13 protein-coding genes are annotated in these 13,733 nt (G+C 47.6%); 5 read left to right on the top strand and 8 right to left on the bottom strand.

Annotated features, from left to right (window positions below; genetic code table 11):
- Positions 1 to 57: 57 nt before the first annotated feature.
- Together A1332_RS09630 and A1332_RS09635 are read right to left on the bottom strand one after the other, a co-directional pair.
- Entirely contained in the window at positions 58 to 1,386 is a 1,329-nt protein-coding gene (locus A1332_RS09630; RefSeq protein ID WP_064008279.1) for a TolC family outer membrane protein, read from the bottom strand.
- 251 nt (positions 1,387 to 1,637) lie between these two features.
- Positions 1,638 to 1,886 (bottom strand): transposase, encoded by a 249-nt coding sequence (locus tag A1332_RS09635; RefSeq protein ID WP_064008280.1) that lies wholly within the window; start codon positions 1,884 to 1,886, stop codon positions 1,638 to 1,640.
- Positions 1,887 to 2,273: 387 nt separating this feature from the next.
- Between A1332_RS09635 and A1332_RS09640 the strand changes: the two genes are divergently transcribed.
- Positions 2,274 to 3,977 carry a DUF4301 family protein gene (locus tag A1332_RS09640; RefSeq protein ID WP_231886611.1) on the top strand — a complete coding sequence of 568 codons (1,704 nt, stop codon included), beginning with the start codon at positions 2,274 to 2,276 and terminating at the stop codon, positions 3,975 to 3,977.
- Between the two features lie 284 nt (positions 3,978 to 4,261).
- Here the strand turns inward: A1332_RS09640 and A1332_RS09645 are convergent, their stop codons facing one another.
- The 4 genes from A1332_RS09645 to dksA are packed head-to-tail and all read right to left on the bottom strand — an operon-like array spanning position 4,262 to position 8,448.
- The gene (locus tag A1332_RS09645; RefSeq protein WP_231890255.1) at positions 4,262 to 5,152 is read right to left on the bottom strand and encodes a DMT family transporter; all 891 of its coding nucleotides are present in this window, start codon (positions 5,150 to 5,152) and stop codon (positions 4,262 to 4,264) included.
- A gap of 1 nt (position 5,153) precedes the next feature.
- The gene (gene acs, locus A1332_RS09650; RefSeq protein ID WP_064008281.1) at positions 5,154 to 7,094 is read right to left on the bottom strand and encodes an acetate--CoA ligase; all 1,941 of its coding nucleotides are present in this window, start codon (positions 7,092 to 7,094) and stop codon (positions 5,154 to 5,156) included.
- A gap of 26 nt (positions 7,095 to 7,120) precedes the next feature.
- Positions 7,121 to 8,026, bottom strand: coding sequence for a tRNA glutamyl-Q(34) synthetase GluQRS (gene gluQRS, locus A1332_RS09655; RefSeq protein ID WP_331709872.1), 906 nt, complete (start codon positions 8,024 to 8,026; stop codon positions 7,121 to 7,123).
- Positions 8,017 to 8,448 (bottom strand): RNA polymerase-binding protein DksA, encoded by a 432-nt coding sequence (gene dksA, locus A1332_RS09660; protein WP_020481282.1) that lies wholly within the window; start codon positions 8,446 to 8,448, stop codon positions 8,017 to 8,019. The genes gluQRS and dksA overlap by 10 nt, the downstream gene beginning before the upstream one ends.
- 110 nt (positions 8,449 to 8,558) lie before the next feature.
- Between dksA and A1332_RS09665 the strand changes: the two genes are divergently transcribed.
- Genes A1332_RS09665 through A1332_RS09675 form a run of 3 tightly spaced genes read left to right on the top strand, consistent with a single transcriptional unit; the run spans position 8,559 to position 10,782 of the window.
- Positions 8,559 to 9,722, top strand: coding sequence for a pyridoxal phosphate-dependent aminotransferase (locus tag A1332_RS09665; protein ID WP_064008283.1), 1,164 nt, complete (start codon positions 8,559 to 8,561; stop codon positions 9,720 to 9,722).
- Positions 9,713 to 10,036, top strand: a complete 324-nt coding sequence (locus A1332_RS09670) for a rhodanese-like domain-containing protein (protein WP_064008284.1) — start codon at positions 9,713 to 9,715, stop codon at positions 10,034 to 10,036. The genes A1332_RS09665 and A1332_RS09670 overlap by 10 nt, the downstream gene beginning before the upstream one ends.
- Positions 10,037 to 10,053: 17 nt before the next feature.
- On the top strand, positions 10,054 to 10,782 hold the full coding sequence (locus tag A1332_RS09675) for a DUF3581 domain-containing protein (protein ID WP_064008285.1): 729 nt from the start codon (positions 10,054 to 10,056) through the stop codon (positions 10,780 to 10,782).
- Positions 10,783 to 10,874: 92 nt separating this feature from the next.
- Here A1332_RS09675 and glp read toward each other — a convergent pair whose 3' ends face one another.
- Together glp and mobB are read right to left on the bottom strand one after the other, a co-directional pair.
- Complete coding sequence (glp, locus tag A1332_RS09680; protein WP_064008286.1) at positions 10,875 to 12,119, bottom strand: gephyrin-like molybdotransferase Glp; 1,245 nt, start codon at positions 12,117 to 12,119, stop codon at positions 10,875 to 10,877.
- Complete coding sequence (gene mobB / locus A1332_RS09685) at positions 12,112 to 12,636, bottom strand: molybdopterin-guanine dinucleotide biosynthesis protein B (protein WP_064008287.1); 525 nt, start codon at positions 12,634 to 12,636, stop codon at positions 12,112 to 12,114. Before mobB ends, glp begins: the two co-directional genes overlap by 8 nt.
- Before the next feature lie 78 nt (positions 12,637 to 12,714).
- On the opposite strand from mobB, the gene A1332_RS09690 reads away from it, so the two are divergent.
- Positions 12,715 to 13,206 (top strand): DnaJ domain-containing protein, encoded by a 492-nt coding sequence (locus A1332_RS09690; RefSeq protein WP_064008288.1) that lies wholly within the window; start codon positions 12,715 to 12,717, stop codon positions 13,204 to 13,206.
- The last annotated feature ends 527 nt before the right edge of the window (positions 13,207 to 13,733 follow it).

Consider the following 13,733-nt stretch of genomic DNA (forward strand, 5'->3'; position numbering starts at 1 on the left):
GATTGGGGTTTGGTGGCAATCCTAGAACGTCAAAGGGCTAGTATTTACCACCTGCCATCAATGCGCTACTAGGGCGCCAGTTTTTGCCTGCAAATATTGATTGATTTGTTCCAAGTCCTCTTCATTCAGACTACCGGCGGCTTCCTTGAGTTTTATGCCGTTAATCAGATAGTCGTAACGGCTTCTGGCGTGATCGCTCTTGGCTTTGTATAAATTACGTTGTTCGGTGAGCACATCCACCATGGTTCGGGTGCCCACTTCAAAGCCGGCTTCAGCGGCTTCTACCGCCATTTCTGCGGATTTACTGGTAGCGTCTAACGCTTTGACCCTGCTAATACTGGAAACCACACCCCGAAACGCGTCTTTAACGCCGCGATTGATGCTGCGTTTTACTTTAGTTAAATCTTCCTTGGCTGCTTCATACTCATAAGCTGCCTGGCGACTGCGGGATGAGGTGCCGCCGCCTTCGTATAAAGGCAGGTTTAGTTGTAATCCGAAACTTTCATTGTCACCGCGCAAACCGTATTGGTTACCTGTGTCCATTTCGTTGTATTGAGCAACGATGTCAAGGGTTGGCAGATGTTTGGATTGTTGTAACTCGACGTTTTTACGCACGTATTCGGCTTGATTGATCTGAGCCACAATAGAGAAATTGTTGTTCTCGGCGGTATTCGCCCACGATGACAAATCCTCTGGTGCCGGTGGGCTGAGCGGGATTTGTGGTTGTAGACTGCTCAGTTCGGCGGCATTATCGCCTATGATTTCCCGCAAGGCTTCCTTGCTGTTATCCAAAAGGTTTTCCGCTTCGATCTCGCTTGCCAGAGCCCTATCGTAACCGGCTTGGGCTTCATAAACGTCAGTAATAGCGATGATACCGACGTCGAAACGCTGTTTGGCCTGTTCTAATTGCTTTTCGATGGATTTTTTTTCCGAGTTGGCAAATTCCAGATTGTCTTGCGCGGCCAATATATTGAAATAAGCCTCGGCGGTTCTGCGGATCAAGCTTTGTTGTTTGGCCTGGAATTGCGCTTCCGCCTGAGCAATTTTGTTATCGGCCTGATCGAGTTGTACCCAATGGTCCCAGTGAAACACGGGTTGCTTCAAATTAATACCCAATTTGCTGTCCCAGTAATGCTGCAAGGTGGTTCCCAAAAAGCTGGTACTTTCCAAGCGATTGCGGCTGCTATTGGCACTAAAGGAAAGATTTGGCAACATTTGCGCGATACTTTGTGACTTGATCTCTGCGGTTGCGAGTTTATTAATGTCCGAGCTTTTAAATTCTGGGTCATTGGCTTTCGCCAGCTGATAGGTTTCCAGTAAATCCTGGCAAAAAGCGGGGCTTCCCCATATCAGAGCTACCAAAAACGTGAGTAACAGTTTTGTCATTGAGAAATCTTGCGAGGAGAGTTGAAAATAAACTTTAATTATCGCCTAAAATAACTAGCGTGCCGCGATAATTTAAGACTGACGTCAGCTTGTGTGCGCAGACTTGATTAGCTAGCAGTCAATTTTAACCTTAGGGTACCTCTAATAATAATCCAATAATAATTGTTTGCGAGGTTTAAAACGGCCTCAAAAGCCAACTTTTCCAAACAATCATCTTCCCATAGGAGCCTTTTCGGCCCCTATGGGCGGCATCAAGACGCAGCTACCCTGCGAATAGCGCAAAAACGCCTCATGTTGTAAACCAAGTTCATGAAACCGATACGCACTTCGGAGCGAGCCAGGCCGATGCAACGGACTGACTTTCCGCTCCATTGCACCATCCAGGCAAACACGTGTTCGACCCGGCAACGGGTTTTGGAGCGGGAGCTGCTGCCTTGTTTTTCCCGGTCGGTCAGCGGTTTGCCGCGCACCTTACTTAGTGTCCTGGTGTCGTTGCACATGCATTCTTGAGAAAAGTCAGCATTACATTGGCAGGAACTGGCTGATTGTGTTGAAAATGGCTATTGTTGGAAAATTGGGTTAAAGCAGAAAAGTAATTAAGAAGAAAAGCAATAACTTACAATTTGCTTAAACCGCAAAAGTAGTTGGAATTCGAGAAAAACAGGTTTTTTCAACACAATCGACCATAAGCAGTCAATCATGATATAGAATTTCTGTTTAGCTCCAAAGCCGATGCATTGTTGCCATATGAATATAATGAAGAATTATGCCGAACGGTAACTCATACGGGAATCAATCGGATATCAGTGTTTTTCTAAAGTGGGGATGATTTTGGTAAAGACTACGTAGTCGGATATCACACCACAATCCCCACTGTGGGCAGATCAATGCCCTTTTTCGGCGGCAAGAAGCTTTCTATGATCATGGCGGGTATCAGCAGCATTGGGTTGCCGCTTTTTTCCCATCGGATGGTTTTTTCGAGGTGGCCAAATGTAGCCGTACTTTTGGCGTTTAATTGTATAGATACATATAACAAAATTTACAACATCAAAAATTATAACATCATGCTATCAAACAACGATTTACAGCAAATTAGCGAAAAATGTATTTCAGAATCACAAATTGTTCATCAGCTTAAATGTTTTGAAACTGGTTTCCCGTTTTTGGAAATTATTAATGCTGCATCAACAGAGCAGGGTATTACCATTGTTTCGGATGCACAAATTAATGATTTGTTGGAAACATGGGATGCTTATTTGAAAAGTAATGCTTCAATACTCAAATTTGTTCCGGCATCGGGTGCGGCCAGCCGTATGTTTAAAGATTTATATGAGTTTTTGGATGCCGATTATGCCGAACCAACAAAACCTGCTGAAATTAAATTTATTACTGAAATTAAAAACTTCGCTTTTTACGATGTTTTGAACGAATGTTGTTTAAAAAATAATAATAAAAGCATTGATGATTTGATTAAAAGTGGGGAGACGAAAGCTATTGTATCTAATTTATTAAACAGTAATGGCTTGAATTATGGTGCGTTGCCTAAAGGCTTGCTTTTATTTCACACGTATAACAATGAAAAACGCACTTCGCTACAGGAGCATTTGGTGGAAGGTGGATTGTATGCTTCTAATGCATCGAATGAAGTAAATATTCATTTCACAGTTTCAACTGAACACCGTCAACTGTTTGAAAATCATGTAAATGATACGCTTTCTGAATACGAAAATGTACTGGGCAAAAAATTCAACATCAGTTTCTCAGAACAAAAAACATCGACTGACACTATAGCTGTCGACGAACAAAATCAACCATTTCGCGAAAATGGAAAATTAGTTTTTCGCCCCGGAGGGCACGGTGCTCTTATTGAAAATCTGAACGATTTGAATGCAGATGTTATTTTTATTAAAAATATTGATAATGTGGTCCCTGATTCGCTTAAAAATCAAACAGTTAAATACAAGAAAGCTATTGCTGGTTTATTGATTAAACTTCAACAAAAAGCGTTTGAAAATCTTCAATTATTGGAGAAAGATAACATCTCTATTTCAAGCTTACATGAAATTGCTCTGTTTTGCGAAAAGGAACTTAATAACATTCACCCTGGAATTAATAAATTGAATGAAAGTGAATTAAAACAATATCTGAAATCAAAACTAAATCGTCCGATTAGGGTTTGTGGTATGGTTAAAAATACCGGAGAGCCTGGTGGTGGTCCTTTTCTTACTGTAAATGCAGATGGAACAGTGTCTACTCAAATTCTCGAAAGTTCGCAAATTGATTTATCAAATCCGGCTGAAAAAGCTAAAATGATGCATTCAACTCATTTTAATCCTGTTGATTTGGTATGTGGAGTGAAAAACTATAAAGGCGAAAAATTTAATCTTTTACAGTATGTCGATAAGCAAACCGGATTTATTTCATTGAAATCGAAGGGTGGTAAAGCATTGAAAGCTTTAGAGTTGCCCGGACTTTGGAATGGAGCCATGAGCGATTGGAATACAATTTTTGTTGAAGTTCCTATCGAAACATTCAATCCGGTAAAAACAGTGAACGATTTGCTTCGTCCTGAGCATCAGCAAATAAGATAATTTTTTTATAATTAAACACAGCTACTATTTTTGAAACAATCGAAAACACCGGGAGCGGCGCAGGAGGTGAAATTCAGCTAACTGATGCAATTGCGACGTTAATGAAAGATGAGCAAGTGCTGTCTTTTGAATTTGCCGGAAATCGCTACGATTGCGGATCGAAGTTCGGCTTCTTGCTGGCTGATGTCGAGTAAGTTTTATTGCATCAAGAAATTAACGCCGAATTCGCTGCGTATCAAAACAACGCGTCAGCAAGATCTAACGCTAAGACAACGGAATGGCGATTACATGCCATTCCGTTGTTGACGGCGATTGACGATCTCGTAAATCAAAAGGGCACACATAATCAGACTGGTGCCAGCAATCGTTTTCAATGTCAATGGTTCGTGATTGACGCTGTATCCCAGGAATAATGACATGATGGGTGTCATCAGATTCATCATCGCCACGTTGGTGGCTTCCATGTTGTTCAAAACAAAATAATACAAAGCAAAGCCCAAGGTGGTCGCAACGACGCCCAGATAGGCAATTGAGTAAAGGGTTTGCTGCGGAATAGTATCAGGCAATACGCCATCATCCAGCCAATACCAAGTGCAGAAATACAATGGCACCGAGATTAACAATCCGCCCGTGACTAATTGTAAAGCCGACAAGCGCGCATCAATTTGTTTGACCCACACCGCGCTGGCCGCGTGTATAAAGGTTGCCACCAGCACGCCGATCACGCCTTGTAGAGCCATCTCATCCAATTCCAGCGCAGAACTGAACATCACTACTAAACCGCCCACACCCAAGCTATATGCAAATAACTTACCCCAGCCCAGACTGCGCTCTTTTAAGTATGCGGCAGCCATAAAGGCGGTCATAAAGGGGCTTAAGCCAAAAATTACTGAGATCCAGCCGGACGGCACAAATTGCGCGGACCAATAAGTAATCAACATACTGCCGTAGAGTTGAATTGCCACCGCTAGATAGGTAAGTAACGCCAGCCGATTGAGCGGCAAGCGTCGACGCAACAACAGCAGTAGCAACAGCAAACAGGTCAGGCCGGTGGTCATCCGCGCCGTTGCGCCGAACACGAAGCTGACGCCGAGACTACTCCATTTGATGGCTAGCGGCGTCGTCGTCCAGACCAGCACCACACCAATATATGCTAAAGCCAGGCGAATTTTCACCTTAAGGCAGTTTCAAGCGATTGGCGATTAATTGCTCGACCACTGACGGATCGGCCAGTGTGGATGTATCTCCCAGATCGTGGAATTCGTTGGCGGCTATTTTGCGCAAGATGCGGCGCATGATCTTGCCGGAGCGCGTTTTGGGCAGGCCGGGTGCCCATTGAATCAAGTCGGGTAGAGCGATAGCGCTGATTTCTTCGCGTACCAAGTCTTTTAATTCGCCTTTCAGGCTGCTGTTGCCCTCAATGCCGACGTTTAAAGTCACATAAGCATAAATCCCTTGCCCTTTGATCGGATGCGGAAAACCGACCACAGCGGCCTCGGCTACCAGGTCGTGTAATACCAACGCGCTTTCGATCTCTGCGGTACCCAAACGGTGGCCGCACACATTCAACACGTCATCGATGCGACCGGTAATCCAGTAATAGCCGTCCTTGTCGCGGCGGGCGCCGTCGCCGGCGAAATAATAGCCGGGGAACTTGGCGAAATAAGTGTCGATAAAGCGCGCGTGATCGCCGTAAACCGTGCGTGCTTGGCCCGGCCATGGGTAAGTTAGCACCAATACGCCTTCGGCTTCGCCTTCCATGATATTTCCATCCGGATCGAGTATCGCAGGTTTTACCCCGAAAAACGGCAGCGAGGCCGATCCCGGTTTTAACGGCGTCGCGCCAGGTAATGGTGTGATGAGAATGCCGCCGGTTTCGGTTTGCCACCAGGTGTCCACCAGCGGACAGCGTTTGTTGCCGACCACCTGGTAATACCATTCCCAGGCTTCCGGATTGATAGGTTCGCCGACGCTGCCTAGAATGCGAAGCGAACTGCGTTTGGTGCGGGTGACAAAATCGTCGCCCTGCGCCATCAGTGCGCGGATTGCAGTCGGCGCGGTGTAAAAAATATTGACTTGATGTTTGTCGATGACTTGCCAGAAACGATCGGGATGCGGGTAGGTCGGTACGCCCTCGAACATCAAGCTGGTGGCGCCATTACATAATGGGCCGTACAGCACGTAGGAATGGCCGGTGATCCAGCCTATGTCGGCGGTGCACCAATAGACATCGCCTTCCTGATAATCGAATACGTATTTATGCGTCATTGCCGTATACAGCAAGTAACCGCCGGTGGTGTGCAGCACACCCTTCGGTTGGCCGGTGGAACCGGAGGTGTACAGAATAAACAAGGGGTCTTCCGCGTCCATCATCACCGGCTCGCAGTCACTTGATGCGGTTTGCATGGCTTCGTGGTAGCAAATGTCGCGGCCCTCAGTCCAGGGAATGTCGTGGCCGGTATGCTTGATGACGATCACGGTATTCAGGTTGGGGCATTGGTTGGCGGCCTTATCGACATTCAATTTGGAATGTACAATTTTGCCGCCGCGATAGCTCTCGTCGGCGCAGATCAAAACCCTGCAATCGGCATCGATCACACGATCGCGCAACGCATCAGCCGAAAAGCCGCCAAACACTATGGAATGCACCGCGCCAATCCGCGCGCAAGCCAAAATTACCACCGCCGCTTCGGCGATCATCGGCAGATAGACACAGACTCTGTCGCCTTTTTGTACGCCATTGGCTTTCAGGACATTCGCGAATTGGCAGACTTGGGCGTGCAACTCGCGGTAGGTCAATTTGCGATCATGCGCCGGGTCGTCTCCTTCCCAAATGATCGCAACCTGGTCGCCGCGCTTTTCAAGGTGTCTGTCCAGACAGTTGACGGTGACATTAAGTTTGCCGCCCAGAAACCACTGTATTTCGCCCTTGGGGTAGTCGTATTGCAGTACCTGCTGCCAAGGCTGATGCCAGTCCAAAAATTCGGTGGCCTGTTCAGCCCAAAATGCTTCCGGTTCGGTTATCGATTGTTGGTAGAGACGCTGATAAGCAGCGCTATCGATATGTGCGCCGGCGGCAATCTGCGGATTAACCGGATAAATTTTTTGGTCTGACATAACGTAACCTCCTTCTTTGAACGTTATTAATTGTGTTGTAAGGCTGAGACGGCTTGGGTGTTCGTCAAGCGTTCGGTTTGCCAATGTTCGATGGCCCATTCCAGAATACTGTCGATTGCAGCCAGCCGCAAATCGGGCGGTGGATTTTGCTTGAGTAAGGTTAGCAGCAGAAACAAGGTTGGTCCGGCTTGATTTGGACTCACGGCTTCGGCGCGGGTTTGCTTACTCAGCTTATTGCCTTCCGAGTCGACAATCAATGGAATATGCATGTACAGCGGCGACGGGTAACCCAGCAAATGCTGTAAATACTGCTGTTTGGGGGTCGAATCCAATAAATCGTAACCTCTTACTACCCGATTGACCTTTTGCCGCTGATCGTCGACGACACAAGCCAATTGATAAGCGATGATGCCATCCTTGCGCTTGACGATAAAGTCGCCGTGCTCGCTTGCCAGATTTTGGGTTATGTCACCCTGCAAGGCATCAATAAAGTGAATCGAAATATCTGCCGATTTTACCCGCAGCGCATGTGGCGCATCAGTCGATTGTGCCTTTGCGCGGCAATAGCCCGGATAAATCAAAGGCGAATTCGCCAGTGAGCTGCGGCTGCACGTGCAAGGGTAAAGCGCATGCCGATTTTGCAATTCGACAAGGGCTTGCTCGTATTGATCGAGATGCTGGCTTTGGTAATCCACCTCGCCGTCCCAATGCAAACCAAAGCTTTGCAGGCAATCCAGGATGTCATCGCTGGCGCCTGACATGTTGCGCGGCGTATCGAGATCGTCTATGCGCAGCAGCCATAGCCCATTATGCTGACGGGCATCCAGATAGCTGGCGAGAGCGGTGTATAAAGAACCGAGATGAAGCGGGCCGGTAGGCGAGGGCGCAAACCGGCCGATATACGGTGCGGACTTGGGCAGAATTAACCCAATTGCTTTTCCCTGATTTCATCGAGCGTTTTGCAATCGATGCACAGGTTTGCGGTGGGGCGCGCCTCCAGGCGGCGAATGCCAATCTCGATACCGCACGTTTCGCAGTAGCCGTAGTTACCCGACTCGATTTCCTTCAAGGATTCGTCTATCTTCTTGATCAATTTGCGTTCGCGGTCGCGGGTGCGCAGTTCCAGGCTGAACTCTGATTCCTGCGTGGCCCGGTCGTTGGGGTCCGGAAAGTTGGCCGCTTCGTCCTGCATGTGGTGGACGGTACGATCCACTTCCATCATTAGTTCGGATTTCCATTTATTTAAGATGGCGGAAAAATGGCTCAACTGCGCCTCGTTCATGTACTCTTCGCCTTCTTTTTCCTCATAAGGCTTAAAAGTAAATTCCGATGCGGCAGGGTTAGTATTGTTCATCCAATGACTCCTGACGGTCTATAAAAAAATCGGGGCTTTTTAACAGAATAGCCGGGGGCAAGCAAGAAGTTTGTTATGATGCAGGCGCTTTCTACTAACGGAATTTGGACATGAAACACCACGTCGCCGAGCGAATGCGCGGCATCAGCTCATTTTATGTGATGGAATTATTACAACGCGCCAAGCAACTCGAACAGCAAGGTCGCGACATCATTCACATGGAAATCGGCGAGCCGGATTTCGAGACGCCACCGGCAATATTGGCAGCTGGAAATACTTTCATGCAGGGCAGGGAAGTCAAATATACCGCCGCGGCCGGTTTGCCGGAATTGCGCCAAAGCATCGCCGATTATTATCAGTTGCAATACGGCGTCAATCTGGACCCAAAACGGGTTTTCATCACACCCGGCGCTTCCGGCGCGTTTTTGCTGGCGTTTGGCATTAGCTTAAATCCCGGCGAACAAATTTTGATGGCTGATCCGTGTTACCCCTGTAACGACAATTTCGTGCAATTGTTCGACGGTAAAACGCGATTCGTGAATGTCGGTGCCGAAACGGCTTACCAGCTCAATGCAGAACTGATTCGGCAGCACTGGCAGCCGGCCAGCAAGGGCGTATTAATCGCTTCGCCGTCCAATCCTACCGGTACCATCATCGGCAACGATGCGCTACGCGCCGCGATTCAACAGACGCATGCCTTAGGGGGCTGCTTTTATTCGGACGAGATTTACCATGGCCTGGTTTACGGCGAAACAGTCAGCAGCGCCTTGGAATTCAGCGACGATGTATTTGTCATCAACAGTTTTTCCAAGTTTTTTGGCATGACCGGTTGGCGCATCGGCTGGTTGATAGTGCCGGAAGATTTCATCGATGCCGTGGAAAAATTGGCGCAAAACATATTTATCTCCACTCCTACTCATTCTCAGTACGCAGCATTGGCCTGTTTCAGCGCCGAAAATATGACCGAATTGTATCGACGCCGCGACGAGTTTAAAAAACGCCGGGATTTTCTTTACGATAATTTGTTACGGCTGGGTTTTAAAATTGCCTGCAAACCACAGGGGGCATTTTATATTTATGCCGATTGCAGTGCGTTTACCGACGACAGTTTTGAGTTTGCCAAGCAACTGCTCGAACAAGAAGGGGTAGCGGTAACGCCTGGCAAAGACTTTGGTCAATACTTGGCTAATCAGCACATTCGATTTGCATATACCGCCTCAATCGATAGAATGGCCGCCGCGCTTCAAAGACTGGAAAGATTCATATGCCGATAAGCCAATATACACCGCAACAGTTACAACAACATTTACAGGACGACCCGTCGGTATTTTTACTGGATGTAAGGGAGCCTCACGAGTTTGCCTACGCCAAGATAGCCGGTAGCGTATTAATACCGCTGCAACAAATCCCCGCGCGCTTCGATGAAGTGCCTGCTGACCGAGACGTGGTGGTTATTTGTCATCACGGCATGCGTAGCCAACAAGCTTGCAATTTTTTGCAGCATTCCGGGCTGCAAAGGTTGTTCAATTTGAAGGGCGGCATCGACGCCTGGTCCGTCATTTGCGATCCGTCTGTTCCACGTTACTAAAATAATCAATAAAAGCTATGTTTCTAAAAGAATACTATGACATTCAGGATGGCAGTGTCGCTATCAGCGCCACCCAGGCCAGCATGTTTGCCAAGGAAGTCGCCCATGACTTCAACCCCTTGCACGACGAAGACGCAAAACGATTTTGCGTGCCGGGAGATTTGTTATTCTCGCTAGTGTTGGACAAATACGGTCTTAGCCGAAACATGCACTTCATCTTCTCTGGAATGGTCGGTCACGGCGTGTTGTTGAATTTTCCCGATGACGACGCCGAAAAAATCGATGTCACCGACAACCAAGGTAAGACTTATTTACAGATCGAGCGTTCCGGCGATGTGATCCGCGACCCAGCTTTAATCGAGGCATTGATCCGCGACTATGTGGCTTTTTCCGGGCAGAACTTTCCTTATGTGTTGGTGCCTTTGTTGGCCAAAGAGCGGGTCATGTTCAATATAGACCGGCCTTTGGTGATCTATGAAAGCATGACCTTGAGCTTAAACCGGATGGACTTTCACGAACCGCGTCTGGAAATGCTGGAACCGAAAATGGAAGTCAACGGCAAGCGTGCCACCGCGTATCTTTATTTCCAAATCAAATGCGGTGAAGACGTGGTCGGTTCCGGCTTCAAAAAACTGGCGGTCAGCGGTTTGCGAGATTATGAAGCTGAGCCGATGCAGGCATTCGTAGATGAGTATCTGGCCAGAAAGCATGGTTATTTAGGGAATCTTGCAGAAGCAACTGCATAATCAGATATTGTGCCGTTCGCGCAAGTGGACTGGCAGCTAATTTGATTTTCGAGTTTTCCAGCCGTGTTACCTAGGTACGGCTATTTAGCTATCTATAGCACCGCAGCAAACGGCTCGACTGTCACCATTTCTCCCGCATCGATACCAGTGTTGTCGGCATCCAGCACAATAAAACAGTTGGATTGACTGGCTACTTTCAGTTGATGAGAATCTTGTTGACCAGCGAGCCGGACGGCTAACTCGCCGTCGGCCGATTGGCAAAGGATGCCACGTTGATATTCCTGGCGCCCGGGCGATTTTTTTAGCCGGCTGTCGCAACGAACGCGCAAGCGCAAGGCTTGCGTGGGCGGCGCGCCGGCAAGTTGTTCTAAGGCTGGTTTTACGAATTTCTCGTAAGTGACCAGGACAGCAACCGGATTGCCGGGTAAACCGAAAAACCAGCAGTCGCCGATTTTGCCAAAAGCTAGGGGTTTGCCAGGTTTGATTGCCAATTTCCAGAAGTTCACCTGTCCGCATTTTTCCAACGTTTGTTTGACAAAATCCGCATCGCCAACCGAGGCGCCGCCGGTGGAAATGATGACGTCGTGTTGCTGGGCAGCGTTCTTGAAAGTTTGTTCGAGTTTCAGCTGATCGTCTGCGACGATGCCCAAGTCCGAGACTGTATGGTTCGGGTCGGATAACAGTCCTGCTAATAGATAGCGGTTGCTATCATAGATTTGGCCGATAGCTAGCGGTTCTCCCAGTGCTACCAATTCGTCGCCAGTCGAGAAAAAGCCAATTTTGAGTTTGCGTTTCACGCTGATTTGTTCAACACCTGCGGCAGCCAGTAGACTGAGATCGCGGGCGGAGAGCTTTTTCGGGGCGGTAACCAACTCCTCATGCTGTTTAACATCGCTGCCGGCTGCGCGAATATTTTTATACGGCTGCCAGTCCGCGGGAAGTGATACAGTGTCGCCATTAATTTCAATTTGTTCTTGGGCGATAACGCTGTCCGCAAATTCCGGGACCACCGCTCCGGTAAATATTCTGACGCATTGGCCCTGGGCTTGTTGTGCCAAGAACGGTTTGCCGGCCCATGCAATGCCGATCACTTGCAGTTCAGCCTGCCGCCCGTCGGCCAGATCACCAGCGGCAAACGCATAACCGTCCATTGCCGCAGTACGTTGTGGCGGAACGTCGATGGGTGAGCTGATGCAGTCGGCTAATATTCTACCTAAGGCCTGTGGCAAAGCTATCAGCTCTTGCCCAGTGATGGCCTTGATGGCTTGGCGGATTTCTAATAGAGCCTGTTCGACGCTCAATAAATCGTGTTTGTTGGGGTAGCAGATGTTAGTCACGTTGGCGCTTCAAAAAGATTTCGATAATGAATTTGGCTATAGCTTGTGTATCGTTTAGATCAAGGCAAGGTAAGCCGGGTGGTGTTGATAGGGGGTGATCGCTTGCTATCGCGATGATCGACTGATCTTCAGGATAAAGCAGCGGTTTGCCTAGGCTCGGTCGGCAGAGCTCTATTTTGGGGTAGCTCTCGTGCCTGAATCCTTCCACTAAAATCAAATCCAGGCCCGCATTAGGAAACAAGGCAAGTTGTTCAGTCAGCGAAATATCGGCATCTGCCGGCAATTCGCTGATTACCGCACGCCGGTATCGGGAGACCAGCATAACGGGCGTGGCGCCCGCTTTCCGCAGCCGAAAACTGTCTTTGCCGGGATGGTCAATCTCAAAGTCGTGATGACTGTGTTTAATGATACCGATTTGCAGATTCTGTGCTTTCAGCATCGGGATAAGTTGTGTCAGTAAACTGGTTTTACCGGTGCCGCTGGCGGCCGCGAAGCCGAGGACTGGTGGGTTGAACATTGACGACCTCTACATTTGTCGAACTGCCGGTATTCTAAGTTATTATGCCGTTCGTTGGTTGAAGCGTTTGGAGAGTCGGTGATACGTGTATTGATGTTGTTGGCATTGGTATTGGTAATTTTGATGCTGCCTGGGTTTATGAAGGCACCAGCCGAATTGCGCGGCAAGCGACTTAAGCAGCTGGCCTGGGTTGCGGTTGCGCTGATTTTGATTGCATTGATGCTGAGTGGAAAACTTAGCGGCCTGCTCGCATTATTCGGCGTAATATTCGCGTTTTTAGTGCGCTCGATGCCTCTGATACTAAGATATGCCCCGCAACTTCATAGCATTTGGTTACGGTTCAAAGTCGGCAATCCGCAATATGGTAAGCCAGGTCATGAGTCCTCTCGGCAAGCAGGCATGACAACAACGGAGGCTTTAGAAGTTTTGGGACTTAAGCCAGGCGCAACGGAAGAACAAATTGTTCAGGCGCACCGTAAGCTCATTTCGCGTTTTCATCCTGATCGAGGTGGTTCAGATTATTTGGCGGCTCAAATTAATCAGGCAAAAAAAACATTGCTGGGCCGTTGAAAACGCGCACCCAGAAAACTCCTTTCAGAATTGTATATTTATGCAGTTCTTTTAAATATATGTGATACGCATCACTTTCTTATTGTCATATTTTAGAAGTGGTTCGAATTTTAGTTTGATCTTACTGATTTTAGCCATCCAAAAGGGTCAAAAGGCTGCCCTGAATAAAAATCAAAAAAGAGATGTGGACCACAAAAATATCAGTAAATTCAATTTATAAGACAAATCTTTTAAAGTTATACTGGCACTCGCCGTTAAGGTTAGTGCCTTCGATTAGATCAGATCGAAAATAAAAGAAAAGGCATGATGTCGTTAAGATTGGTCCAATGACTTAAGTGGTTTTGATAGTGAGCAACTTAGGTGCCGTTGTTGGGTTTCAATCTTATCTGCATTTAAATAGTTTTAAGGGATTAATAGTTATCGGGCGAGACACTTACCAATAAAAATAAACGATTCAGCAAGCCAAAATACCTGGGAGATTAATCATGATGGAAGAAACGATAGATGTAACCTGAATCCGTGACTTA

This window comes from Methylomonas methanica (assembly GCF_001644035.1).
In the GTDB taxonomy this organism is placed as follows: domain Bacteria; phylum Pseudomonadota; class Gammaproteobacteria; order Methylococcales; family Methylomonadaceae; genus Methylomonas; species Methylomonas methanica_A.

Bases quoted from the DNA above. Each gene is read 5' to 3' on its own strand.
- A1332_RS09665 (WP_064008283.1), top strand. From the start codon at position 8,559: ATGAAACACCACGTCGCCGAGCGAATGCGCGGCATCAGCTCATTTTAT.
- acs (WP_064008281.1), bottom strand. From the start codon at position 7,094: ATGTCAGACCAAAAAATTTATCCGGTTAATCCGCAGATTGCCGCCGGC.
- A1332_RS09675 (WP_064008285.1), top strand. From the start codon at position 10,054: ATGTTTCTAAAAGAATACTATGACATTCAGGATGGCAGTGTCGCTATC.
- A1332_RS09640 (WP_231886611.1), top strand. From the start codon at position 2,274: ATGCCCTTTTTCGGCGGCAAGAAGCTTTCTATGATCATGGCGGGTATC.
- A1332_RS09630 (WP_064008279.1), bottom strand. From the start codon at position 1,386: ATGACAAAACTGTTACTCACGTTTTTGGTAGCTCTGATATGGGGAAGC.
- mobB (WP_064008287.1), bottom strand. From the start codon at position 12,636: ATGTTCAACCCACCAGTCCTCGGCTTCGCGGCCGCCAGCGGCACCGGT.
- A1332_RS09635 (WP_064008280.1), bottom strand. From the start codon at position 1,886: ATGTGCAACGACACCAGGACACTAAGTAAGGTGCGCGGCAAACCGCTG.
- A1332_RS09670 (WP_064008284.1), top strand. From the start codon at position 9,713: ATGCCGATAAGCCAATATACACCGCAACAGTTACAACAACATTTACAG.
- dksA (WP_020481282.1), bottom strand. From the start codon at position 8,448: ATGAACAATACTAACCCTGCCGCATCGGAATTTACTTTTAAGCCTTAT.